This window comes from Tepidanaerobacter sp. EBM-49, assembly GCF_001896645.1.
GTDB classification, from domain to species: Bacteria; Bacillota; Thermosediminibacteria; order Thermosediminibacterales; family Tepidanaerobacteraceae; genus Tepidanaerobacter; species Tepidanaerobacter syntrophicus.
Genome location: NZ_MPPE01000007.1, coordinates 12,804 through 38,889, shown reverse-complemented (window position 1 = coordinate 38,889; position 26,086 = coordinate 12,804). Strand labels below are relative to the sequence as shown.

21 protein-coding genes and 1 CRISPR repeat array (1 of these 22 running past the window's edge) are annotated in these 26,086 nt (G+C 37.5%); of the genes, 15 read left to right on the top strand and 6 right to left on the bottom strand.

Translation table 11 applies throughout. The annotated features are described in order from the left end of the window. A partial coding sequence (locus tag BUE08_RS01590; protein WP_286680186.1) for a transposase occupies nucleotides 1–329 on the bottom strand: 329 nt, incomplete at its 3' end. 396 nt (nucleotides 330–725) lie between these two features. On the opposite strand from BUE08_RS01590, the gene BUE08_RS01585 reads away from it, so the two are divergent. Continuing rightward, entirely contained in the window at nucleotides 726–1,871 is a 1,146-nt protein-coding gene (locus tag BUE08_RS01585; protein WP_213996610.1) for a 1-propanol dehydrogenase PduQ, read from the top strand. Here BUE08_RS01585 and BUE08_RS01580 read toward each other — a convergent pair. Continuing rightward, nucleotides 1,868–3,118, bottom strand: a complete 1,251-nt coding sequence (locus BUE08_RS01580; protein WP_213996612.1) for a BaiN/RdsA family NAD(P)/FAD-dependent oxidoreductase — start codon at nucleotides 3,116–3,118, stop codon at nucleotides 1,868–1,870. The genes BUE08_RS01585 and BUE08_RS01580 overlap by 4 nt on opposite strands. A 100-nt stretch (nucleotides 3,119–3,218) precedes the next feature. After that, entirely contained in the window at nucleotides 3,219–3,983 is a 765-nt protein-coding gene (locus tag BUE08_RS01575) for a helix-turn-helix domain-containing protein (protein ID WP_213996613.1), read from the bottom strand. Between the two features lie 162 nt (nucleotides 3,984–4,145). On the opposite strand from BUE08_RS01575, the gene trxA reads away from it, so the two are divergent. Beyond that, on the top strand, nucleotides 4,146–4,457 hold the full coding sequence (gene trxA, locus BUE08_RS01570) for a thioredoxin (RefSeq protein WP_059031925.1): 312 nt from the start codon (nucleotides 4,146–4,148) through the stop codon (nucleotides 4,455–4,457). Nucleotides 4,458–4,526: 69 nt separating this feature from the next. Here trxA and BUE08_RS01565 read toward each other — a convergent pair whose 3' ends face one another. Genes BUE08_RS01565 through BUE08_RS01555 form a run of 3 tightly spaced genes read right to left on the bottom strand, consistent with a single transcriptional unit; the run spans nucleotide 4,527 to nucleotide 6,189 of the window. Beyond that, nucleotides 4,527–4,877 (bottom strand): thioredoxin family protein, encoded by a 351-nt coding sequence (locus BUE08_RS01565; protein ID WP_059031923.1) that lies wholly within the window; start codon nucleotides 4,875–4,877, stop codon nucleotides 4,527–4,529. Between the two features lie 17 nt (nucleotides 4,878–4,894). Next, a complete protein-coding gene (locus BUE08_RS01560) occupies nucleotides 4,895–5,893 on the bottom strand; it encodes a permease (protein WP_174221079.1) in 999 nt (332 codons plus the stop codon). Next, complete coding sequence (locus BUE08_RS01555; protein ID WP_059031919.1) at nucleotides 5,893–6,189, bottom strand: ArsR/SmtB family transcription factor; 297 nt, start codon at nucleotides 6,187–6,189, stop codon at nucleotides 5,893–5,895. Before BUE08_RS01555 ends, BUE08_RS01560 begins: the two co-directional genes overlap by 1 nt. A 335-nt stretch (nucleotides 6,190–6,524) precedes the next feature. Between BUE08_RS01555 and BUE08_RS01550 the strand changes: the two genes are divergently transcribed. The 13 genes from BUE08_RS01550 (at nucleotide 6,525) to cas1b (ending at nucleotide 20,053) form a co-directional block, all read left to right on the top strand. After that, on the top strand, nucleotides 6,525–7,739 hold the full coding sequence (locus BUE08_RS01550) for an iron-containing alcohol dehydrogenase (RefSeq protein ID WP_059031917.1): 1,215 nt from the start codon (nucleotides 6,525–6,527) through the stop codon (nucleotides 7,737–7,739). Between the two features lie 195 nt (nucleotides 7,740–7,934). Continuing rightward, nucleotides 7,935–8,846: a metal ABC transporter solute-binding protein, Zn/Mn family gene (locus tag BUE08_RS01545; protein WP_286680185.1), complete on the top strand. Its 912-nt coding sequence runs from the start codon at nucleotides 7,935–7,937 to the stop codon at nucleotides 8,844–8,846. Next, the gene (locus tag BUE08_RS01540) at nucleotides 8,833–9,657 is read left to right on the top strand and encodes a metal ABC transporter ATP-binding protein (protein WP_286680184.1); all 825 of its coding nucleotides are present in this window, start codon (nucleotides 8,833–8,835) and stop codon (nucleotides 9,655–9,657) included. The genes BUE08_RS01545 and BUE08_RS01540 overlap by 14 nt, the downstream gene beginning before the upstream one ends. After that, on the top strand, nucleotides 9,658–10,467 hold the full coding sequence (locus tag BUE08_RS01535; RefSeq protein WP_286680183.1) for a metal ABC transporter permease: 810 nt from the start codon (nucleotides 9,658–9,660) through the stop codon (nucleotides 10,465–10,467). Then, complete coding sequence (locus BUE08_RS01530; RefSeq protein WP_273039211.1) at nucleotides 10,467–10,889, top strand: Fur family transcriptional regulator; 423 nt, start codon at nucleotides 10,467–10,469, stop codon at nucleotides 10,887–10,889. The genes BUE08_RS01535 and BUE08_RS01530 overlap by 1 nt, the downstream gene beginning before the upstream one ends. A 16-nt stretch (nucleotides 10,890–10,905) precedes the next feature. After that, a complete protein-coding gene (locus BUE08_RS01525; RefSeq protein ID WP_286680182.1) occupies nucleotides 10,906–11,646 on the top strand; it encodes a hypothetical protein in 741 nt (246 codons plus the stop codon). 469 nt (nucleotides 11,647–12,115) lie between these two features. Continuing rightward, nucleotides 12,116–12,865 carry a CRISPR-associated endoribonuclease Cas6 gene (gene cas6 / locus BUE08_RS01520; RefSeq protein WP_059031904.1) on the top strand — a complete coding sequence of 250 codons (750 nt, stop codon included), beginning with the start codon at nucleotides 12,116–12,118 and terminating at the stop codon, nucleotides 12,863–12,865. A gap of 9 nt (nucleotides 12,866–12,874) precedes the next feature. Then, complete coding sequence (locus tag BUE08_RS01515) at nucleotides 12,875–14,581, top strand: hypothetical protein (protein ID WP_213996620.1); 1,707 nt, start codon at nucleotides 12,875–12,877, stop codon at nucleotides 14,579–14,581. Then, the gene (gene cas7i, locus BUE08_RS01510; protein ID WP_059031900.1) at nucleotides 14,568–15,443 is read left to right on the top strand and encodes a type I-B CRISPR-associated protein Cas7/Cst2/DevR; all 876 of its coding nucleotides are present in this window, start codon (nucleotides 14,568–14,570) and stop codon (nucleotides 15,441–15,443) included. The genes BUE08_RS01515 and cas7i overlap by 14 nt, the downstream gene beginning before the upstream one ends. Before the next feature lie 34 nt (nucleotides 15,444–15,477). Then, on the top strand, nucleotides 15,478–16,221 hold the full coding sequence (cas5, locus tag BUE08_RS01505; RefSeq protein ID WP_059031898.1) for a CRISPR-associated protein Cas5: 744 nt from the start codon (nucleotides 15,478–15,480) through the stop codon (nucleotides 16,219–16,221). Between the two features lie 3 nt (nucleotides 16,222–16,224). Then, nucleotides 16,225–18,465, top strand: coding sequence for a CRISPR-associated helicase Cas3' (cas3, locus tag BUE08_RS01500; RefSeq protein WP_213996624.1), 2,241 nt, complete (start codon nucleotides 16,225–16,227; stop codon nucleotides 18,463–18,465). A gap of 76 nt (nucleotides 18,466–18,541) precedes the next feature. After that, nucleotides 18,542–19,048, top strand: a complete 507-nt coding sequence (cas4, locus tag BUE08_RS01495) for a CRISPR-associated protein Cas4 (protein WP_213950563.1) — start codon at nucleotides 18,542–18,544, stop codon at nucleotides 19,046–19,048. Between the two features lie 12 nt (nucleotides 19,049–19,060). Then, nucleotides 19,061–20,053, top strand: a complete 993-nt coding sequence (gene cas1b / locus BUE08_RS01490; RefSeq protein WP_059031893.1) for a type I-B CRISPR-associated endonuclease Cas1b — start codon at nucleotides 19,061–19,063, stop codon at nucleotides 20,051–20,053. A gap of 195 nt (nucleotides 20,054–20,248) precedes the next feature. Continuing rightward, nucleotides 20,249–26,086: a CRISPR direct-repeat array (repeat unit 30 nt; unit sequence GTTCATAGCCTACCTATAAGGAATTGAAAC) (it continues 3,919 nt past the right edge of the window).

Genomic DNA, 26,086 nt, shown 5'->3' with positions numbered 1-26,086 from the left:
TGGGTCCTGAATTTTGAAAGCAGGCTTTTATCCGGAAGGGCATCTTCAGGATTGAGGCCTAAAAAATACAGGTAGGCAAGGTTTAAGCTTGCTTCCTCTATTACTCTTTCATCCGAAAGGTTATATAAATGCTGCAAGAAAAGCAGCTTGCACATCATTTCCGGTTCTTTTGCAGGACGGCCAAACTCTTTGCAATAGCTGCCTTTTAGCAGTTCGTTGATAAAAGAAAAATCAACTACTGAATCTATCCTTTTTAGTATGTGATTTTCCGGAATTTTGTCGTACAGCAATGAATGAAAACTCAGTTGCTTTGGCTTAAGTCGAAGCATTAGAAAAACCCCTTTTGATTGGTATTTGATCATACTTATATTATACCATGAATAAGGGGTTTTTGGTACCTTAAAGCCAGATATTTCAAGGCTTTTAATCATTTTCTTGTGTTTAATTTTAGAATCAGATTTCTTTTATGGGGGACTTTTTCAGTGGTCTCGAACCGTCCCTCTGTGCACTTCTAACTCCCGTCTTGCATCTTGATGGGTTATAGTGTATAATTATTATCAAGCTAATAAGCTCTCTAAACTAATTTAGTCATTCAAAAAATTTTATAATTAAAAAACAAGTACAATGTAGTATTTGTTTTTTATGTAAAAGGCAACGTTGCCCTTATATCTACGCTTTTAAAAGCGTGGGTTTAAGGGCTATTTTTTTAAATAAGGGGCGATTTTATGGTAAATTGGAGAGGAAGTTTTTGTGTTCCGACAAGGATACATTATGGGTTAGGCTCTCTAGAGGTATTAGCTCAAATAGGTATCAAAAATGCATTGATTGTTTCAGACCCCTTTTTAGTAAAATCAGGAATGATAAAGAACGTAACAGAACAATTAGATAAGGCAAATATTAGCTATACAATCTTTAGCGATGTAGTTCCTGATCCTACCGTTGCGGTAGTTGTAAGTGGAGTTGCAGCAGCGCAGAAGATTTTGCCTGAAACCATTATTGCTTTCGGCGGAGGTTCTGCCATAGACACTGCCAAGGGCATACTCTATTTTTATGCTTGTATTAATGAGGAAAAAAATGAAGAGTCTAAGCCCAGGCTGATTGTAATACCGACTACCAGCGGCACAGGCTCAGAAGTTACTGATTTTGCAGTAATTACAGACGAGAAAGCAAAAGCCAAAATTCCTTTAAGAGATAAAAAATTAATGCCAAATCATGCGATTTTAGACGCAAATCTTGTGCGTTCATTACCCCCTACAGTAACGGCAGATACAGGGATAGATGTCTTGACTCACGCCATAGAAGCTTATGTCTCCACCCTGGCATCGGATTTTACAGATGCACTTGCCGAAAAAGCCATAAGAATAGTTTTTGATTATCTGCCGAAGTCTTATCAAAATGGCAATGATGATGAAGCAAGAGTCAGGATGCATGATGCCTCAACTCTGGCAGGTATGGCCTTTACTCACACGTCCCTAGGCATAAATCACAGCATGGCCCATGCCTTAGGAGGAAGATTTCACATACCTCATGGCAGAGCAAATGGCATACTTCTTCCTTATGTCATAGATTACAACAGCAAAGAAGAAAAAGCCGCTGCAAGATATGCCGAGATATCCAGACTTTTAGGACTAAACTATATGTCAGATATATACGCTGCAAAAGAGCTCAGAAATATGGTTATAAAGCTTAAAGAAAATCTAGAAATGCCGTCGTGTTTTAAGGAAACCGGAATTCCTGAAGCAGATTTTTTAGCCAGCATAGAAGCTCTTGCGGCAACAGCTATGAGGGATTCTTGCACGCAAACAAACCCCAGGGTGCCAACCCAAGAGGATTTAGAAAAACTTTTTAAGAAAGCCTATTACGGAAATTAATTTGGCGCACATGAGGCAGATTTACCCGCAAGGTAACCAGAAGACCAAGCCCACTGTAAATTAAAGCCGCCGCAGGCGCCGTCTATGTCGATTATTTCACCGCAAAAGTAAAGACCTTTTACAAGCGTGGATTCCAATGTGTATGGATTGATAGTTGTTGTATCCACGCCGCCTGCCGTGACCTGAGCGCTGGGCCAGGATCTGGTGCCTGTAATTTTAAATCTCCAATCCGTTAAAATTTTTGCGATTTTAGCCCTTTCTGCCGTAGAAACATTGCAGACGGGCTTTTTTATTTCACCAATCCCTGCCTGCCTTAATATAACAGGTATCAGCCGCTTATTTATAAAGCCCACAAGACTAAAATCAAGAGGTTTTTCAGGCATATTGCGAAAACGTTTTGCAAGAAACTCATCTAATTCATTTTCACTCATATCATCTATTATTGAAACCTTAAGCACAGCTTCCTTTTTTGCATTTATTAATTCCCCTGCCTTACGGCTAATCTGCAAAATAGGAGGACCGGAGATGCCGTAATTTGCAAAAAGTATGTCACCGCTGTCTTTTATAAAACCTTTGCTGCCTTCCATAACTTCGGCCGTTCCTACAAATTTCACCCCTTCAATCTGTTTAAAAAAATCCCCTTCAAGTTTTAGCTGCACGAGGGCGGGAAATATATCAACTACAGAGTGGCCTAATTTTTTAGCAATCTCAAATCCATTTCCGTCTGAACCGGAAGAAGGCATGGCTTTACCACCGCAGGCAAGTATTACTTTGCTTGCTTCTAAAATTCGCCCATCTTCAAGCCGGAGCATAAAGCCTCGCTTTGTTTTCTTTATGTCTTTGACAAAAGTATTGCATATGACATTTACGCCTGCTCGATTCAGCTCATATAAAAGGACGTCTAAAACGCTTGAAGCTTGATCAGACATAGGAAATACCTTTCCTGCGTCTTCGATGCGGGGAACAATACCTAATTTTTCAAAAAAGCCCATGGTTTGCTGTACATTAAAAGCCGACAGTGCGCCATAAGCAAATTCCGGGTTTTTGCCATGATAATATTTTATATCTGTATTTACATTAGTGTAGTTACACCTTCCGTTGCCCGTAGCAAGGATTTTCTTGCCTATTCGCGGATTGCGTTCCAATATAGTAACATTTGCGCCGCTGTAGCGAGCTGAAAGGGCTGCCAATATGCCGGAAGCTCCGCCCCCTACAACATATATTTTTGCTGTATCTGTTTTGGACAATGATTTTCTCTCCTTTATGGTAGCATAATAAATATTTAGAAATACTCATTGACAGCGAAAAAAAATAATAGTATAATAAAATCAAGCTAGAAGAAAGCGTTTAGGCACGCCTATGTTCCTTGTAAAGCTGAATAAACTTTAGGATAAAAGTAAATTCTTCGGTACTGCAGTCGGCCAAAAGTTCAAGAGCTGACCGGACCCGAGGATCGTTTAAGAGTTCCCTTATTTCAGGATTCATAGATTTCAATGTAGACGTAAGCTCATCATCCTCTGAAACAAAAAAGCACGGCGAAAGGGAAAGCGCTGCAGCGATTTTTTCTAGAGTTTTAATAGAAGGCTCTACCTTTCCGCTTTCAATCTGGCCTATAAGACCGGTAGATACCCCGGCTTTCTCTGCAAGCTGTGCTTGGGTGATATTTCGCTCCCGCCGTATCTTTTTTATCTTGTAGCCGACAAAACTGGTGGAAGCCATGAGAAGTTCCGGTTCTACATCTAAAGCGGCGGCTATATTCTTCAAAGTAGAAAGCGCCGGCATTACCTTGCTGTTTTCAATTTGGCAAAGATAGCTTGGCGAGATATTGGCCTTTTCAGCAAGCTCGCTAAGAGACATGCCTTTTTCCTCTCGAATAATAGAAATCTTTGCTCCAAGTCCGCTGGTATTTGCCGGACTGGTTGGAGAAAGAAGTGCATCACGAGAAATATTCAAGGCTTGCGAGATTTTTTCAAGGGTTTCCAATGAAGGCTGTTTCTTGCCTCGTTCAACTTCACTAAGGTAAGAAACTGAAAGACCCGTCTGCCGGGCCAAATCTTCTAATGTCATATTTCGCTTTTGACGAAGGCTCCGAATAATTTTGCTCTCTATCATAAAAACTGCATCCTTCCATAATAATTTAAAAATATAAAAATAATATTACACTAAACCTTTAAGGGGTTTTCGCAAAATATAAATTATACTATAATAGTAGTATAGTATAACCACAAAAACAGGTCAAGAAAAATAAAATAGTTTCCAAAGGAGGAAATTTAAATGAAACCTATAGTTGTTACAGACGATAATTTTGAAAGTGAAGTCCTTCAAGCAAAAGGTAAGGTGCTAGTAGATTTTTGGGCAGCTTGGTGTGGCCCTTGCCGCATGATGAGTCCTGTTATTGAGGAGATAGCCGCAGAATATCCCGGAATTAAAGTCTGCAAATTAAACGTAGACGAAAATCCCAATACCGCTTCAAAATTTGGAATCATGAGCATACCCACACTGATACTTTTTGAAGACGGAAAGGTAGCTAAAAAATTAATAGGATTTAGACCAAAACAAGAATTAGTAGCTGAAATAGGACTATAGATAAAAACCAAAAGACCAGCCGTCCAAGCGTTTATGCTTAGGTATGGCTGGTCTTTTTATAAGCGGTTATTAATTCAAGCCCCTGGCTTCTTTAAGGATTTTTACCACTTCATCCTTTTTTAGAACTTTGCCAAAGGAGACAACTTTGCCGTCTACTACAAGAGCGGGTGTGCTCATTACTCCATAAGATGCTATCTTACTAAAATCTGTAACATGGTCGATTTTATCATCCATGCCCAACTCGGCCAAGGCTTGCCGCGCAGCTTCTTCTAATGCATTGCACTTTTTACATCCTGAGCCAAGTATCTTGATGCCGCCTTCAGTCTTTTTCTCCTCAGCTATTTTCGTGTTTTCATCGCTGCAATCACAGTTGCAGCAGCAGGGTTCAATTTCCTCTTTTTTCTTTCCAAAAAGTTCCATAATATTCCCTCCACCTTTTATATAAATATATATTGAAATATATTAAAGATATATCCGACTAAAATAATGCCAAAAGTACAAATCCCTATAAAAACTGTCAACAATCTGGGTTTTATAGCCTTGCGCAGCATTATCATGGAAGGTAGGCTCAGTGTAGTTACCCCCATCATAAAAGACAGCACTGTTCCAAGCTGCGCTCCCTTATAAAGCAGTGCTTCTGCGATAGGTATGGTGCCAAAGATATCCGCATATATTGGCACTCCTATCAATGTTGCTATAATTACGCCAAAAGGATTGTTATCGCCCAGTATATTTTCTATAAAGCTTTCAGGTATCCAGTTGTGAATAATTGAACCTATGCCTACTCCAACTAAAATATAAGGAAAAACTCTTTTAAATGTGCTCGAAACTTGCTCTCTTGCATATAGCAGCCGCTGGCTTTGAGTCAAATCAGGAGATTCAATGTCTACTCTGCCGGCCTTTACAATAAACTCTTCAATATACTTTTCCATTTGCAGCTTTTCTATGAGCGTGCCGCCTGCCACAGCGACAACAAGACCTAGAACCACATAAGCAAGGGCGATTTTTGTTCCAAAGATACTCATCAGCAACACAAGACTGCCCAAGTCCACCATGGGAGACGAGATCAAAAAAGAGAACGTAACACCCAGCGAAAGACCTGCGCTTGTAAAACCAATGAACAGCGGAATAGATGAACAACTGCAAAAGGGCGTTACCGTCCCTAGAAGTGCCGCCATACAATTTGCCCATATGCCGCTGAATTTTCCCATAATCTTTTTACTGCGTTCCGGAGGAAAATAACTTTGTATATAGGAAATTATAAAAATAAGGATACACAAGAGAAAAGTAATCTTTAATGTGTCATACAAGAAAAACTGAAGACTGCCGCCTACTTTGCTTTCTATATCCAATCCGAGCCTTACTAATATATTTCCAATCAATGTATTTAGCCACTTAAGGCCCAGGACCTGATTTTGAATAAAATTCCATGCCATCAGCATCTGCACTCCTTACTGCTTTTGCAACAAGACAGAGATGCAATATAGCTTTGAAAATCGTAGAATGTATCACAGTTTAGAGAATAATAGCACCACTTTCCTTCGCGACGGGCATTTACAAGGCCTGAGTCGCAAAGCACCTTCATATGGTGGGATAGCGTAGGCTGCGTAATATCAAACTTTTCCAGTAGTTTGCATGCACATTTTTCGCCATCTGAGAGCATCTCTACTATCTGCAGGCGGTTAAAGTCCCCAAGGGCTTTACATATTAAAGCAGCATCTTTTTCTTCCATGAATTACACCTCATATTGATTGATATCTATCTAATAAGGTAATACATATATAGATATTTGTCAATATGTTTGCGAGTTGCGAATATCGTCAGCTAAATGCAAAAACCTTTATAAATAATTGTAAGCAAGAAGCGTGTATATTAAGTTATGTTCATAGACTGTCTTCTGATTGAGAAAATCTTCACAAAATCGAGAAAATCGCAGATATATCGTTAAAAATTAAACAAACTGTAGCAGAATGGATATATTTAAAGGTGGTTGCATTTTGTATAATTGACATACAAGTTATATAATAAATACAGAGAATGTGAAAACAATCACAAGGAGGTATTATTATGTGGGAGCTTACCGTAAATCCTAATAAAGTTTTTGAGCTAAGATGTAAGAACACAACATATTTTGGAGTTGGAGCAATCCACAAGATTGCTGATATCTTAGATAACTTTAAAGAACATAAAATAACTAAGATTTTGTTTGTCACCGGAAAAGGTTCTTATAAAGTTAGCGGAGCATGGGATATAGTAAAACCGGCATTAGATGAGAGAGGTTTTGAATACAAATTATATGACAAAGTAGGCCCTAATCCAACAGTAGATATGATTGATGAGGCGACAAAGCTAGGCAGAGAAATGGGAGCTGAAGCCATAATCAGTATCGGCGGCGGCAGTCCTGCCGACACAGCAAAAAGCGTATCAGTTCTATTAAAATATACCGATAAAGATGCAAGACAGCTCTACACTCTAGAATTTGTTCCGGAAGAATCTGTTCCGCTTGTTGTGATAAACTTGACCCATGGCACAGGGACAGAAGTCGATAGATTTGCCGTTGCAACTATTCCCGAGAAAAACTATAAACCGGCTATCGCTTATGAATGTCTGTATCCAAGGTTTGCTATAGATGATCCTGCTTTAATGAAGAATCTTTCAAGAACTCAGACCATAGCAGTTACAGTAGATGCCGTAAACCATGTTATAGAAGCAGCTACTACGAAAGCAGCCTCGCCTTATAGTATTTTAACAGCTAAAGAGACCATAAGGCTTGTGGCAAGATACTTACCTATTGTATTAAAAGATCCGGAAAATTTAACAGCTCGCTATTATTTACTATACGCATCACTTCTTGCAGGAATTTCGTTTGATAACGGATTGCTGCATTTGACACATGCGTTAGAGCATCCGCTTAGTGCTGTAAAAGGCGATCTTTCCCATGGATTAGGTCTGGGCGCTATCTTGCCGGCAGTAATTGAGACAATTTATCCTGTAGAAAGTGAAGTGCTGGCTGATATATTATACCCAATAGTTCCTGATTTACAAGGACTCCCGGCTGAGGCAGAGTATGCTGCTTGCAGGTTCGAAGAATGGCTGTTCTCGGTAGGCTGCACCGAGAAACTATCGGATCTTGGATTTACTGAAGAGGATATACCTAAATTAGTAGAACTTGTAAAAACAACACCATCATTAGACGGCCTTTGCGCTATGTCTCCTGTTCCTGCTACCGATAAAGTTATAACCGATATCTTTACTAAATCATTAACCCCCATGCATGCCTAGTGACAATCTAGCACTTAGAAATACCCTCGGAAACGGGGGTATTTTTTTGCAATTCTGGTGAAATAGTTATTCGGTCGATACGGATTATGTATCTATTGACACTCTTTACCTTCTACCTTATAATGTAAGTTACAAATGCAAATCCTTTGCAATTAGAAAAGGTTATTAAAACCAAACTCCAGGGAGGAAAGCCTGTTGAAGAAAACAAAAACTATTTTAGTATTATTTTTAGCTGTATGTCTTGCGGCTTTTGCAGCAGGATGCGCCAAAAACGAAGATGTAGAAGAAGTAGAACCGGAAGATCAAGCAAACCTTAAAATTTACACTACATTTTATCCTATTTACGATTTTACCGAGAAAATTGTAGGCGATAACGCCAATGTGGAAAATCTCATTCCTACAGGGGTTGAACCTCATGACTATGAACTTTCTCCAAAACAGATGGCGAAGATTTACGACGGCGATATTTTCATATATTTAGGCGAAAGCATGGAGCCTTGGGCTGCAAAAATTGCAGAAGATTTAAGTAAGAATGGCGTAAAGGTGCTGGAAGTCGGTACAGATCTTATAGAAAACAATGATCCCCATATATGGCTTGACCCTGTTTTAGCAAAGGAAATGGCACAAAAGATTTTTGAAGTAATTGCCGCAGAAGACCCCGAACATGAAGAAATATACAAAGAAAATCTTGAAGCTCTTTTAAAAAAATTTGATGAACTTGATAAAGAACTGCTTGAAGTAACATCAAAAAGCTCAAAAAAGGATGTTGTTACTTCTCATGGGTTTTTAGATTATATGGCGAAAAGATACGGCTTTAATCAAATATCTATAGCAGGCCTTTCGCCTCAAGATGAACCATCGCCTAAAAAGATAGCTGAGATTGCGGATATATGTAAATCGAAGAATATAAAGTATATTTTAGTAGAAAAAGGTTCATCCTCAAAACTACCTGAAACAGTAGCAAATGAAATAGGGGCACAGATTTTAACTATAAATCCCTTAGAAACACTGTGGCCTGATGAAATAAAGGCAGGAGAAGATTATTTTTCCATTATGGAAAAAAATTTAGAGATTTTAAGGCAGGCGTTAGAATATGAAGGGCAGTAATGCTTCATGCATCGATTCTTGCGGCAAATTAAAAGCAAAAGCCGGTGACGAAATGGAAAGAAAGTTAGAGATAGATAAATCTGCCGATGTAATAAGGCTTGAAGGTGTTTCCTTTTCCTATAATGGCACACCGGTTTTGCGTAATATAAATTTATTAGTTGAAAAAGGTGAATTTCTTGCAATTCTCGGCCCCAATGGCTCGGCAAAGTCAACGCTGCTCAAAATCATGCTGGGCCTGCTTGTGCCCAAGGCCGGTGAAGCTAAGATATTCGGCCGGAAAATCAAAAATTTTAAAGAGTGGAATAAGATAGGCTATATATCCCAGCATGCATCAAATACCAATATTTCTTTTCCGGCAACGGTGATGGAAATCGTATCTTCCGGTTATTATCCGGGATTTGGAAAAATATTTAACAAAAGCAAGATAAAAGAAGCAGCCGAAGATGCTTTAAAAGAAGTGGGGATAAGCCATCTTGCAACTAAACTTTTAGGACATCTTTCGGGAGGACAAAGACAAAAGGTATTTCTTGCAAGAGCGCTTGTGAAAAAACCTGAAGCGCTTTTCTTAGATGAGCCTACTACCGGTATTGACGCAGCATCACAGCGGGAGTTTTATGAGCTCCTAGACAAATTTCATAAAGAAGGCGGAACGGTAATAATGGTAACCCACGAAGTTGACGCGGCACTGAGGCTTGCGGATAAAGTAGGCTACATGGAGGATGGCGAAATATCAGTATATGAAAATAATGACAGTCTTTCAAAAATTTTGGCCTATAGATTGCTTGGCAAAAGTGCAAGGAGAGGTATTTAAATGGATATGTTAAGTTTCGATTTTATGCAAAGAGCTTTTGCGGCAGGAATCATAATAGCGCTTTTAGCGTCGATTATGGGCGTTTTTATAGTATTAAGACGAATGTCCATGATAGGCGACAGCCTGTCCCATGCGGCTTTAGCCGGAGTTGCAGGGGCTATGCTTATAGGTATTAATACATCTTATGGAGCCCTGGCGTTTTCATGCATTGCGGCTTTTTTAATTGAGGCAATAAGGTCATCGTTTAATAAATATGCTGAGGTAGCTCTGGCAGTGGTGCTTTCCGGAGGGATGGGGCTTGCGGCGGTGCTTATAAGCCTTGGAAAATCATTTAATGCAGATCTTATGTCTTATTTATTCGGTAGTCTGGTAGCCGTTTCTTCGCAGGATCTGATAATTATTTCAATATTAGGTTCCTTCTTAATGTTTTCTATGGTATTATTATATAAAGAGCTTTTTGCTGTAACTTTTGATGAGGAGACGGCAAAACTTGCCGGAATCCCGGTAAAAGCTGTAAATATTTGTTTTACGCTTATGACAGCGGTGGTCGTGACGCTCTCGATCAGAATAGTGGGAGCTTTACTGATATCCGCTCTTATTGTTATACCTGCTGCTGTCAGCGTGCAGCTTGCCGGAAGTTTCAAATCGACGTTTTTTATATCTGCAGTAGTTGCAGTTTTTTCTGTGATAAGCGGCCTTTATATTTCTTTTTTATTTGATTTGGCTCCGGGCGGAACCATCGTTTTAATTGCTGCGGCTATTTTGATGGTTGTTCTTTTGGTTAAAAAATTAAAAGGAGCCTTAAACTAATGGATACTGAAGAGATACTGAAAAAGCAAAAATTAAAAGTAACACCGCAGCGTAAGGCTATAATACAAGTGCTTCAGAATTCCAGTTCAGTTTTAAGCGCTCAGGAGATATTTGCAGCAGTCATAGATGTAATGCCGAATGTTAATCTCTCGACAGTATATCGAAATATTGATGTGCTGCTCAAAAAAGGTGTTTTGTGTCGAATTACTTCTGAAAACGATAAAATTCTTTATGAACTTAGACGAGAGAAAGGCCACCATCACCATATTATTTGCAAAAAGTGCGGTGCGTCAATACCTATTGATTACTGCCCGATGGAAGATATAGAAAAAGAGCTTGACAAAAAAGGATTTACGCCTACGGAACATCGATTTGAAATCTATGGCTATTGTGAAAAGTGCAGCAAAAAATTAAAAAAATGAGGGGGTTTTAATATAGTTGAACCGGCTAAAGTTAGTAGGAAAACTTTCTATTTTTATGCTGGTTGCATTAATGATACTTACAGGATGTAGTAAAGGGGAGGGTGCAAGTCCGGGAACTTCTAATACGCAGAACAACCCTTCCGGCACAAAAGAGACATCGTCCCAAGAAGATTCTGTGGTCTCGCCTGTCCAAAATACAGATGATGAAGACACCCAGGATGACTCAAAAAACGGCGATGATGTAAACACGGAAGAGGAACCGGCATTTAATATAGAAGAGGCAGAGCAAATAGAAGGCTGGAAAAAAATTATCGTCAAAGACTATGCTTATGTTACAGAAGACTGGGTCTCATATTCTTTTCGCGAAAATTCCCCTATAATTTCTTACTCCCTAGAATTTCCCTCCCAGTGGAAAGTAGAATATAGTATTTTTACCGATGAAAATGGCGAAAAAATAGGAGAACTTTTGCCGCCTGTGATGATGAAGGAAGGCCAGACTCTCCTTGACACCTGGAAGCCAAGCGATGATTATGAACTTATATCTAAAGAAGATATAAAAGTGGGAGAACTTACAGGCGTAAAAATAATTACGAAATCATATCCTTACGGAGGAGACATCGACGTATGGTATCCTCATACTTATTATCTTACTGATGGAAAGCGAGTCTTTATAATTAGTTTTTATACACTTGATATTGATTTACAAAAACAGGAATTATTCGATAAAATTATAAGCACTTTTAAATTTTTAGATTAAACCATCAAAATTCGACACAAAACATAAAGCGGAGCAAATAAATGCTCCGTTTTTTTGTATCCTGTTATCATCCTATATCTTACTTTCATTCTAAGTACAGCAAAAAATCCTATTACAAAGTTTACAAATAAATCAGATAAAATTTTTCCGGGAAAGGAGGAAAACTGCGATAAGCGTTGAATATATAAATAAGTTACATTTTTCTCAAAGTACTTAGGTAATTTTGCTAAACATTAAAATAAAAATCCTCATAGGTAAACTAATCAAACATCAAAGTCACAAATTTCCATTCCTTATAGGCAATCTATGTCTGTTTGATTATATCAAAAATCGTGATAGATTGCAGCTTATTTTGTAAAAGTTTTTTTAAGTTTTTTTAAAAACCTTCTTGACAATTAGATTATTATGTTTTATGCTTAATGTAAGATTAAATAAAACAGCAAAGTCACAATAATAAGGAGGATTTAAATTGCAATTATGTCTATTGTTAAGAAATAGACAAAATGACAATCAAACTACTTTACCGTTGCAGTATAATCACTTAATTCAAGGAATGATATACAATAATATAGATGATGAACTCGCAGATTTTCTGCACAATAGGGGATTCACCTATAATGAACGCACGTTTAAAATGTTTAATTTTTCTAATTTATTTGGTAAATTCTCAATAGATAAAAAGAACAAATCAATCACCTTTTTTTCTGATATGAAACTGTATTTTTCATCTCCGATGGATGAGTTTTGCCAGTCATTTGGGAATTCCATTTTAAAGAAAGGTGAAATTGTTTTAGGAAAAAACAAACTACAGGTTAAAGAAATACAGTTTATTCCGACAAATACCAAAAGTACATCTATCTTAGTACAAACTCTATCTCCGATAGTAGCCTATAGTACTTTTATAAAACCAGATGGAGGAAAATATACATGTTATTTTACGCCAAAGGAACCAATGTTTCAGGAATTAGTCAAAGAAAATCTAAGAAAAAAATGGCAGGCCTTTTATAATAGGCCGGCACCTGAAAGATTCGAAATTTTCCCAGTTGGCAATCATAAGCAAAATGTAGTTATTTATAAAAATACAGTTATAAAAGGTTCTAGCGGGTTATTTCGCCTGCGAGGCGATAGTGAACTTCTGTCCTTTGCACTAAGTGCTGGGCTTGGAAGCAAAGGCTCTCAAGGTTTTTCGTGCATACAAATAATAAATGAAGGGAGGTAAATTAAGCATATGATGGAATATACTTTTAAAGTCAGAAATAATTGGTGGTTGAATGCAGGATTAGCCGGATTATACCTTATAGCCGTAAAGGATGCGCTTCGAGATAAAAGAGAGGAATTAAATATTGAAGTTGTTCCAAAATCGATAGGACTTACATTTCAAGCTGAAAATATTGATGATTTGCGTTCTTTTCTCAGGGAATGCTATGAACATCTTGCAGGGATGTATTGGAATATCTCAAGTGCCAGCCAGCGAGAAAAACAGGAACTTGTAATATATGATAGAGAAAAAGATGAACTAAAAACAGCACCGCGACGAATGCCCATTCCGCCTATTCAAAAAGTGTTAAGCGCAAGAAGCTGGAAAGCCGAAGGAGAAAAATATGAAAATTTGCCTGAATCTCTCAAAAAACGAGTTGATGAGTTTTTAAGCCAAACAAATAAAAAACTGTGGGGTAAAGATGAAAAACTTCTATATGAGCCACCTATTTGTCACGATACTGAAATCAAGATTTTGCCAAAAGAAAAGAGTAAAAAGAAAACCTATACCTGCTGTATATGTGGCCAGGAACACACTGAGGTATATGATATAGCACAACCAATCTATTTCTTATTTGCAAGTGCTTCTGCTTCACGATCCTTCCATTCTCAGGCACGAAAACTCGATGCTGTTTGTTGGGAGTGTAATTTCTTATCAAAATTTGCATACGAGTGTATACACTATAAAACGGACAACGATACCATGATCATAATTTCTCCTAACTCACCCAATTTGAAACATTTACTCAAATTACAGGACAAACTTGGCTGCAGATCTGCTTTAAGAGCTTTTGATGATCAATACTTTCTAAAAAATATAGGGGTAAATAAAGATGAATTACTTTATTATGCTAACAAACCATATGAACTGCTTTGGGCATTCTATTTTGACGCCTATGATTTACTAAAAAGACAATATGACCTAAAAAATGAAAACGTGAATAGTAACATAAATTCATTTCTTCAAGAGCTAATCGGAGATATATTGGGAGCACCAACTGAAGTAGTTTTACTTTTCTTAGAAACTAAAGGGCAAACTTTTATAACTAAAGATTTAATCATTTACCAAGATACAGCATACATGTTTAGGCTATTTTCTGCACTAATGGAAAAAGATGTAAATTTAAAGCAAGTATTTGAAGATTTATACGATACAATGGAATCAAAAATTGAAAATAGGGCATTAAAGCGCAATGAAATACTAAAAAAGGTTCTAAATAAGCATCCTATCTTGCAGGATATGGAAGAATTTTGTTTTAGTAAAATAGTGAGCAATAACGGTTTTCTGCGTATGCGCAATATGCTGCTGTTTATCATGAATTATCAATTAATTATAAGGGGTGATAGCATGACTAAAGAACAGATTGAAGCTGCCGTGAATTTGGGAAAGCAGATTGTCTTGCAGGCAAAGCAAAAACTGAACAATGATGAATTTAAAAAAATTAAAGGCGATTTATTTAAGCTGAGAAAAACACGGACAGCAACAGATTTCTTGAACCAATTAAATAACTTGCAGTTTAGATATGGGATTTCTGTATCTAAACCAATACAAGAGGGATTAATCAACGATGTTAATTTTGAAGATTTTCGAGCTTACTGTATTTTAGGTGCATTGAATGTTTATAATGGTATCATGACAGATTCTAAAAAAGGAGATGTGAAAGATGGAGAAAATTAAGGCATTGACAATTACTTATTTGACAAAGGCAAGCTATGCTTCATTAAATGGTTCTGACAAAGAAGCAGATAACATTTCCAGCATAAAAAAGATACGTAAAAATGATGGGAAAGATTATCCATACTGTTCTTCACAAGCTATTCGGAGAGCGCTTAGAGAGCAACTTGCGGTGATGGGCTTTGAACTTTCTGAAGGAAAAGCCGGAGAGAAAGAGAAAGGTGCTGCTACTACGTTGTGTGATCCCAAAAACTATATCGATGATGATTTATTTGGGTTTATGGATGCGAAAAAAGAAACTGTAAAAAGAACAAGCCCGGTTCGCGTATCGCCGGCAATTGCTCTTAATCCATATCTAGGAGACATGGATTTTGGTACGAATTATATGTCTGTTTCTGCTGGGGGCAATCCCAACATATTTGAAACGGAAATCCATTCCGGATTTTATTGCGGGACTATTCTAATCGAGCTTGATAGGGTTGGAGAAGCTTCAAAGGGTGACCTTTACGAACTTAGCTTAAGTCCGGAAGAAAAAACTAAGAGAGTCCTTGCACTTTGCGATGCAATACAAAACCTTTGGACCGTAGGAAGGCAGAGCAGATTTTTAACTGATATGTCGCCTAAGATGGTTTGCGCAGCTATTATGCCGGTTAAAAATCCTATTTTTCTTGAGAGCGTAAAACTAAAAGGAGAAAACGATTTTGATGCTGAGCTAATCAAAAATACAGCAGAAGATTTTTCATCACAGATTTTGGCTCATACATTTGGAGAAAGAAAAGGTTTCTTTGATTTAGATCATGACGGGTTTGTGCCAATCGGAGAAGCCTTTAAAGAAATCAGAAACTGGATTAGCGAAGTTTATTAAGGAAAATTCATTAAGCAAAGGGAGGGAAATGAATTTGAAAGGTATAAGCATAGAAGTTGAAGCAATTACTGCTTCATTTCGAGAAGCGGCAGGACAGTTGTATCATGAGACACTCCCTTTACCCCCTCCTAGCACCCTTGCGGGATTTGCAGGAGCAGCAATGGGCAAGAGTTTTGAAGAAACTCTCAGCTTTTTCAAAAGGTATCATATTGGGGTCGGATGCCAAGGGAATTATCAAGGCAAAGGCCGCGACCTCTGGAATTATGAGAAGATAAAAAGTGGCGGCAAATCAGGCACAGATATAGTTATCAGAGAGTTTTTATATGAATTTCGTGGCAAATTGTATTATATGTGCGAGGACAAGGAAATAGCAAAGGAGCTATATAATGCTTTTACAGCACCTTATTACGGACTAACCTTAGGCACAAGCGATGATATTGCAAAATTAAGCAAGGTAACATGGCACGATGATTTAAAAATAGGTAAAAGCTCAGAAATAGATAATACCTGGATTTATGGCGATCAATTGTCTAATCTTGAATTAGACTGGGAAAAAATAAGTAAGACTCCTATTGCAAAAACTATAAAGCCAGCAATAGTTAAATTACTACCTGTAGATTATACATTTGAAACTGATGGTGCTCGACAAGCTTGTTCATACCAAACTTTTACCTTTTTGGGAGACAATCAAAAGCCTACTAATCCGGTTTCTGTGTATTTTTTTGATGATACAGTAGTTTCTTTGTGCTATATATTTAATGAAAAAGGAAATGAATAAATAATGTATTACGCTAAGCCTATAAATGGTGAAAAAGGTTCATACTACTATCATGTTAGCAAAGTCTATGAAACCTTTGAAAATGAGTTAAAAGAAACACTAAAATATTTAACTCCATTGCTTAACCGTTGTGGAGAGACGCCGGAGCAATATGAGCAAAAAATGAAAATTGCAATTCTAATGCATGATTTTGGAAAGTTAAATTGCAACTTTCAAGAAGTTATGCGAACTATTATCCGGGGAGAAAAAGTAAATAAAAAGTATCACTTTCGACATGAATTACTTTCGTTTTACTATATGCTGCCTTTTGCAGGTGAGTGGAAAAAGCAAAAAGCGGATTTTGGGTATCCGCTTTTTGCGGTAATATCGCATCACAAACAAATAGATCAAAGATTTGATAGTTTTGAACGAGAATTTAACAAAAAGAACTGGCCATTACTTAGCAATGAGGAAATCGAATATGGTTGTAAACTATTAGATGAATACCATGGTATAAGGCCACAAATACCTTTGAAGACAGAAAGTTTTCCACTAACGATAAAATTAATTTTAGAGAACATATTTAGTTTACTGAGTATGGAGGAAAGAGGAGCATTTAAAACCATCAGTCGTTATGACCTACGTTTACTTTACGCTATTGCTAAAGGCCAACTCCAATATTGTGACTGGATGGCATCCTCGGAAGAAGAGATCCGAAAGTATACACTTACTCAAGATGAGCTAATTCAAAGATTAAAGAAAAAATTAGAAGAAGAAGGCAGAACTTACGTAGAAAGACCGTTTCATAAAAAGTGTGCTCAAGCCCAGGGCGATGTAATAGCAATAGCACCTACAGGTTCAGGAAAGACTGAAGCATCTCTTTTGTGGGCTGCGCAATTTGACAGCAAGAAGATAATTTTTTGTATGCCTACTAAAGTAACTTCCAATAGTATTTATGAACGTATGAAAAAATATTATTTTAATCCCAAGGTTTGTGGCTTGAGTCATTCTGGCGCAAACACCTATTTTGCACTACAAGAAAATGATGCTTTACCATCGTTTACGCTTCTACACGGAAAAGCCCTCATACCCTCTGTGATGGTATCTACCGTCGATCAAATTTTAACAAGCGGTTTTAACTCTACATTATGGGGTTTAAAAGAATATGCTCTAATAAACAGTACAGTAATTTTCGATGAAATCCAGTCATACGACACCTTTACATTAGCGCTTATTACTCAAACTATTAAAAAAATAAAGACATTAGGCGGTAGGGTTATGTTAATGAGCGCTACATTTCCAAAGTTTTTGTTAAAACATTTTCAAGATTTATTAGATATAGAAAAACCCATTATAGCAGAAGAATTAATGGATAGAAAATCGAACACTTGGAGATATATTGAAAAGAATTTAGAAGATATTAGAGATGAAATAGAAGAATACTTACAGCAAGGTAAAAAAGTTGCATTAGTAGTAAATGATATAGAAACTGCAAAAAGAGAATATGATTACTGGCATGAAAAAAATGAGTCGCTTCGTGTCTTGTGTCTACATTCCGAATTTACGATGGAAGATAGAATGAAAAAAGAAGCTTTGTTATTAGAAGGAAGCAAGGATTATCAATTAGTTATTGCTACACAAGTCTTAGAAGTATCTTTAGATGTAAGCTTTGAAATTATGTTCTCGGAATGTGCTCCTATTGACAGTTTGGTACAAAGAGCAGGACGCTGCAACCGTCACTTAGAATTTGAAAATTCGGAGTTTATTGTCTTTGATCCGTCGGAGATAAGTATAAAATATGTTTATAAAGACTCAAGAGCAATTTTAGAAAAAACTCAAACGATACTGAAATTAAAGCAAAAGAAATTAGCCGAGCGAGAAATTATAGACATGATTGAAGAAGTTTATGATGGGTTTGATATTTATGATGAAAATTATGAAGAAGGTTTGCAACTATATCAAAATATCGCAGATGAACTGTTTATATTTGATTTACCGATAGACGAAAAGCTTGCTACAAGACGATTTGATATCATAAAAGTAGCTATTATACCTACAATATTTAAGGAAAAAGTTGAAGAACTATATGCAGAAAAGGAGTATGCAAAAATACCCTTGTATGAAGTGCCCGTAACTTACAGCAAATATCGAAGGTGGATAGCAGCGACGAGAGTTGAAGATGAACAGTGTCCATTGCCTTTTTGTGAAGTGGAATATAGTGCGGAACGAGGAATTAAGTATGATGACAGTCCTTCTATCATATAACATGAAAGCTTTTTTACCCCATGCCAGAAGAATTGCTGTTTTAAAAAAACGAAAATAGCAAGAAAGGTGATGCCTAATGTCTGCAGAAGATGTTAAAATTAATGGCACACTGATTTGGTACTATTGTGTATGCAAGAGAGAAGCTTGGCTGATAGCTCGGAGCATCGTGGCTGACCAAGAAAATGAATTCATAGAGATTGGCAGATTTATTCATGAAAGTTCTTACCAGCGTGAAAAGAAAGAGATGCAGATAGGCAATATTAAACTTGATATACTAAAGATGGACAATGGACAGATTGTGATAGGTGAAGTAAAAAAGAGCAGTAAATTTAAGCTTGCAGCAAGAATGCAGCTGCTGTTTTATCTATCAATTTTGAAAGAAAATGGGATATCGGCAAGAGGCGAACTTTATTTTCCAGAGGAAAAAAAGCGCGAAGAAGTTTTGCTAAACGAAGAGGCGTTAACTGAACTTGAACAAATGAAACAAGATATCTTAAAAATCATATACCTAGAACAACCTCCCGCAGCTAGAAAAATTCCATTTTGTAAAAACTGTGCATATGCAGAATTTTGTTTTGCTTAAGGAGGGTCTGCTGTGAAAAAACCTGTATACATATTTTCTAATGGAGAACTAAAAAGAAAAGATAATACATTGTTCTTCGAAAATGAAGCAGGCAAGAAATATATTCCAGTAAACGGCACGAGTGAAATTCACATTTTTGGAGAAGTAGATATAAACAAAAGGTTTCTTGAGTTTGCAACGACTTCAGAAATAATCTTACATTTTTACAATTATTATGGCTATTACGCTGGTACTTACTATCCAAGAGAACACTTAAATTCCGGGCATATGATTTTAAAACAAGCTGAGCACTATTTAGATAATGAAAAAAGACTGGAATTGGCAAAGGAATTTGTTATCGGGGCATCAAAAAATATGAGACAAGCGGTAAGGTATTATATTAATCGTGGCAAAAACTTACAAGATATTGAAAATGAGATAAATAATCTTGAACAGCACATTGATGAATGTTTGCAGATAGATGAATTAATGGCGATTGAAGGCAATATCAGACAATACTATTACGACGCTTTTGATGAAATAATACAAAAACCCGAATTTAGTTTTGTAGAACGAACCAGAAGACCACCAAAAAACAATCTTAATACCATGATAAGCTTTGGCAACTCACTCATGTATACTACGTGCCTTAGCGAAATATATAAAACACATCTTGATCCGCGAATAGGATTCTTGCACGCGACTAACTTTCGACGATTTACCTTAAATCTAGATGTATCAGAAATTTTCAAACCAATTATAGTGGACAGGGTAATTTATACTTTGCTGGGAAGGAACATCATAAAAGCTGATGATTTCGAGAAAACCACCGATGGATTGCTTATGAAAGAAAATGCCAAAAAGGCTTTTGTTCAAGAGTATGAAGACAAATTAAATACAACAATAAAGCACAGAGAATTAGGAAGAAATATTTCTTATCGGCGAATAATACGTATGGAGCTATACAAATTAGAAAAGCATCTTATCGGAGAAGAAAAATATGAAGCATTTATAGCAAGATGGTAAATTTTGTATTTTAAAATTGTCGTCGACCTCCGATAGCGCAAAAACCCCTGGAGATCGACGACAAATAAAAAATGCCTTCAAATAAAGAATTTATCTAGAAAAGAAGGATTTTTTGATTCTATGTAGAAGTTATGTATAGAAAATTACACAAATTATTTTTCTCGCATTTTCTTTATTTTTTACCATGATTTACGGGTTCATAGCCTACCTATAAGGAATTGAAACTTCTTACAAGGTGGCACGAAGACGATTTAGCTGGAGTTCATAGCCTACCTATAAGGAATTGAAACTTTTATTTTCAGTGAACATGAATTTGATTGTGTTGAGTTCATAGCCTACCTATAAGGAATTGAAACAAGAGTAGTGTGGATAAATTAAAAGGAAAAGAAAATGGGTTCATAGCCTACCTATAAGGAATTGAAACGGATAGGGAAAATAGAATTCACTGCAGAGCAATACGCGTTCATAGCCTACCTATAAGGAATTGAAACTCTTTGCCGAAACAAGGGGGAATTTTCATTATACATCGTTCATAGCCTACCTATAAGGAATTGAAACTACTTATATATTGCATATTTTCACCTCCTTTATATACTGTTCATAGCCTACCTATAAGGAATTGAAACCGGGGCAGGAGATACAAAGGCCGCAACCGCAGAAACCGGTTCATAGCCTACCTATAAGGAATTGAAACACATTCAAACAAGGTGGATTTGATATAACCATAAATGGTTCATAGCCTACCTATAAGGAATTGAAACTGGGTATATGACGTTGTTTAATTTCTGCATAATTACGTTGTTCATAGCCTACCTATAAGGAATTGAAACTTATCTGCCCTATTATAAGCAAAAGCGGGCCTAATGCGTTCATAGCCTACCTATAAGGAATTGAAACCGGTATACGGTCCCTTTGTGCTTTCTACTTCTCTGAGTTCATAGCCTACCTATAAGGAATTGAAACATTCTATGCACTTTTCTTTCTCGCCACGTTTCATAAGTTCATAGCCTACCTATAAGGAATTGAAACCTGTTCCGTATTGCGCCCACTTCGCTTCAAAATCCTGCGTTCATAGCCTACCTATAAGGAATTGAAACTTGCTTCCTGGTCGTTCTTTACCGGGTCGTCAATAATTGTTCATAGCCTACCTATAAGGAATTGAAACTACTCTTTGACTAACTTATCCAAAGTAATGTCAAATAAGTTCATAGCCTACCTATAAGGAATTGAAACATGAAATCCCATTGCCGGAAGAACCATTTTAGCTAAGTTCATAGCCTACCTATAAGGAATTGAAACAATCCCAGCTTTGTATAACTTCATCGAAATAGCGTGTTCATAGCCTACCTATAAGGAATTGAAACTGGTATCGTTTATAAGCTTCTCGTGTTCTGCTTTTAGTTCATAGCCTACCTATAAGGAATTGAAACTCGCCATAGCTTACCAGTATTACACGCCTGTTTAAGTTCATAGCCTACCTATAAGGAATTGAAACTTGGTCTTTCAATGTAATTTTCAACTTTGCGTATAGTTCATAGCCTACCTATAAGGAATTGAAACTGTGCCGGATACGCTCCGGCGGGCGTTGTTATTTTCGTTCATAGCCTACCTATAAGGAATTGAAACTTCTTTTCCTCTTTCTTTTCCTCTTTCTCCGCATCCTGTTCATAGCCTACCTATAAGGAATTGAAACTTTAATTTGTGGCCTTAATCCAGCCTCCAAGCATTTGTTCATAGCCTACCTATAAGGAATTGAAACGCAGCATATAAAGAAGATGGAGTTAAAAAATATCAGGTTCATAGCCTACCTATAAGGAATTGAAACAATTAAAGGAGGACTGAACAAGATGGCGAATTTTGGTTCATAGCCTACCTATAAGGAATTGAAACTATGTTTCAAAAATCAAGATGGTGAAACTGATTCTATGTTCATAGCCTACCTATAAGGAATTGAAACTCAGCCTGCTGGAAGCAAGTTGACGTGGGCTGTCCCAGTTCATAGCCTACCTATAAGGAATTGAAACCAAGCTGGGTGCCGGGTTTGCCAAGCCTATCATAAGTTCATAGCCTACCTATAAGGAATTGAAACTTTTTCATGTATAGAAGCTTTTTTCTCTGATTTTTTGTTCATAGCCTACCTATAAGGAATTGAAACTCCGTTTTGAGCTTGCTACTGCTATATACTGGTTCTTCGTTCATAGCCTACCTATAAGGAATTGAAACATTCTTGTATTGCACGCTGGCCGAGGGATTTCATCCCGTTCATAGCCTACCTATAAGGAATTGAAACATCTGTGCCTCCATCCAGTTTACTGCAGCTGTGATTTCGTTCATAGCCTACCTATAAGGAATTGAAACCCACCCTGAGCAATAAGGCTGGCCATTGCAGGGCCGGTGTTCATAGCCTACCTATAAGGAATTGAAACTCCTACAAGCTGGAAAGGTGTGTATGTACCCAAATATAGTTCATAGCCTACCTATAAGGAATTGAAACCTTTCTCAATAATGATGTATGTCGTGTCCTCCAGTCCGTTCATAGCCTACCTATAAGGAATTGAAACAGTATGCCTTCCCAGGTGCTACGCCGGGATAGCTATAGTTCATAGCCTACCTATAAGGAATTGAAACCTTAAGGCAATGTTGTATGTTGGTGAGTTTGCAGAAGTTCATAGCCTACCTATAAGGAATTGAAACCCTTTACAGTCAAAGTGTTCCCAGCAGTGGATATTGAAGTTCATAGCCTACCTATAAGGAATTGAAACTACAATACTGCGTTTTATGCTCCCTACGTGAACTACGGTTCATAGCCTACCTATAAGGAATTGAAACAAGATATCGTTTACCGCTATGCTTCGCCACGACACCGTTCATAGCCTACCTATAAGGAATTGAAACAGAGTTTCAAGTGCATCTTCTACATCATCAGCTATAGTTCATAGCCTACCTATAAGGAATTGAAACTCCCTAATTCGGCAGTTCTACGAGAAAGAAATTCCCCGTTCATAGCCTACCTATAAGGAATTGAAACATAACTGAAGAAACCATAGAAACAAGCCGGACATATGTTCATAGCCTACCTATAAGGAATTGAAACCTACAAGAGATGAGCAAAGGCACCAAGGGGGAAATGTACGTTCATAGCCTACCTATAAGGAATTGAAACATTATGGAATAGAACTTGAAAACCTGCTTGGTAAAAGTTCATAGCCTACCTATAAGGAATTGAAACCTACCCTGCATAGCGTGGAGCATAACGTCGTGATAGGGTTCATAGCCTACCTATAAGGAATTGAAACTACTATGGCCTATGCAGCTATAACCCTTATAGATGAAGTTCATAGCCTACCTATAAGGAATTGAAACCTATTAAAGGCCAAGGGCCGTCCTGACATCCTTTAGGTGTTCATAGCCTACCTATAAGGAATTGAAACTAAACCTGCTAATTTGAGCAAAATATGTGTTTTCCGTTCATAGCCTACCTATAAGGAATTGAAACTCAGGGCTTGTGCACACATCCACTCTTCTCTTCTGGGTTCATAGCCTACCTATAAGGAATTGAAACCTGATGGGAAACAAGAAGAACCTGCGGCGGATAAGCGGTTCATAGCCTACCTATAAGGAATTGAAACTTGTTATTTCACCGTTCACCAAAGGAATTTTGCAGTGGTTCATAGCCTACCTATAAGGAATTGAAACCAGTATCTTCGTCATACCATGCAGCGTCACCTTCTGGTTCATAGCCTACCTATAAGGAATTGAAACTGAAGAAGGGAAGGAAAACATGAACACCAGATACGAAGTTCATAGCCTACCTATAAGGAATTGAAACACATATACTTTTCATTTGTGTTATCGATAATGTTTCGTTCATAGCCTACCTATAAGGAATTGAAACTCCAGGAAGCACAACGTACTCTGCAGAGATATCATCAGAGTTCATAGCCTACCTATAAGGAATTGAAACAACCTTCAGCCGGCGCCGGTGTCTGCTGGAACTGTGTTCATAGCCTACCTATAAGGAATTGAAACTAGTTGCTGGTGAGATGGACTATGCAACTAAAAGAGTTCATAGCCTACCTATAAGGAATTGAAACTTTGCTACCAGGATAGACATTACAGGGACCAAAAAGTACAGTTCATAGCCTACCTATAAGGAATTGAAACTTTCCTGCCGGTAGGACTCCTGGTAATGCAAGCGGTAGTTCATAGCCTACCTATAAGGAATTGAAACTCCATCAGAGGAAATACTTGAAGCATGGCCAAATGTAGTTCATAGCCTACCTATAAGGAATTGAAACCTTTATTTTTCGTATTCTTCGTTTTTTCGGCATAATTGTTCATAGCCTACCTATAAGGAATTGAAACTTGTCCATGCATCTGCAGTGCCGGCGCCTTTCTTGCCGTTCATAGCCTACCTATAAGGAATTGAAACAGAACTGCATGGCCAACATGGAAGCAGAAGCAAAAAGGTTCATAGCCTACCTATAAGGAATTGAAACTTATCAATAATACAATGCTCCGGAAGTGATTCGATTTGTTCATAGCCTACCTATAAGGAATTGAAACAATTAGATGGATATACGTAATCTCTTTCATCAAATCGTTCATAGCCTACCTATAAGGAATTGAAACTTCATCCTCCCTCTTTTGGTATTTGCTCCTTCAACCGTTCATAGCCTACCTATAAGGAATTGAAACTGAATTATCTCGAAATCATCAGCAGCGTCCTGTGACGTTCATAGCCTACCTATAAGGAATTGAAACCAGAGCCAGCTGAAGACGCCGGCGCCTTTCGAGAGGTTCATAGCCTACCTATAAGGAATTGAAACTCTAATCCCCAGTTCTTCTCTTTCAGTTTACTCGCAGTTCATAGCCTACCTATAAGGAATTGAAACAAACATACTGGATTGGAAGCAATACTTTCAACCACCGTTCATAGCCTACCTATAAGGAATTGAAACAAAAATGAATAAATCCTCTGGATAGTTCTGTCCATGTTCATAGCCTACCTATAAGGAATTGAAACAAAAATTCACACGGTAACCAAACAGCAAACATACTGCGTTCATAGCCTACCTATAAGGAATTGAAACCCAGCCGGATAGAGAAACAAAAGGAGGGGGAAATACGTTCATAGCCTACCTATAAGGAATTGAAACCTGCACTAAAAGATACAACTGTGAAATTAATGTTTGTTCATAGCCTACCTATAAGGAATTGAAACATCACTTATATCGATGCAAGAACCGGCGAAGTTAAAAGTTCATAGCCTACCTATAAGGAATTGAAACAGCGTTCTTCCTGCTTTCTCTAAGAAGAATTGTTGTAGTTCATAGCCTACCTATAAGGAATTGAAACTTAGCAATATTTTTCCAGTATTCCTGAGGAAAATTAGTTCATAGCCTACCTATAAGGAATTGAAACATTTATAAAACTTACCGGGTAGGGCGATACCGTGAGGTTCATAGCCTACCTATAAGGAATTGAAACACTTCTTTAGGTGGTCCAGTGAAAGTCCCATCTCCTGTTCATAGCCTACCTATAAGGAATTGAAACAAGGACACGGCCGACGCCTGGCAGCGCTTCATATCAGTTCATAGCCTACCTATAAGGAATTGAAACCCGTTAACCTATCACCCACTACCGATAACCCGCCTGGTTCATAGCCTACCTATAAGGAATTGAAACAACTCTCCGATCCCCAGAACTTTGAACTGCCATTCTGTTCATAGCCTACCTATAAGGAATTGAAACTAATCAACATCCCGCCGAGGCACATGAAGTCCATACAGTTCATAGCCTACCTATAAGGAATTGAAACACAGCCATAGGTAAAAATAAATTAGCAGCTGCAGCTGGTTCATAGCCTACCTATAAGGAATTGAAACAGCTTTCAATAACCGGGGCAAGTATTGGTACACCTCTTCGTTCATAGCCTACCTATAAGGAATTGAAACACATATCCGTTCTCAGTAGGTAATTCATAGTTCAGTTGTTCATAGCCTACCTATAAGGAATTGAAACCCGCCCATG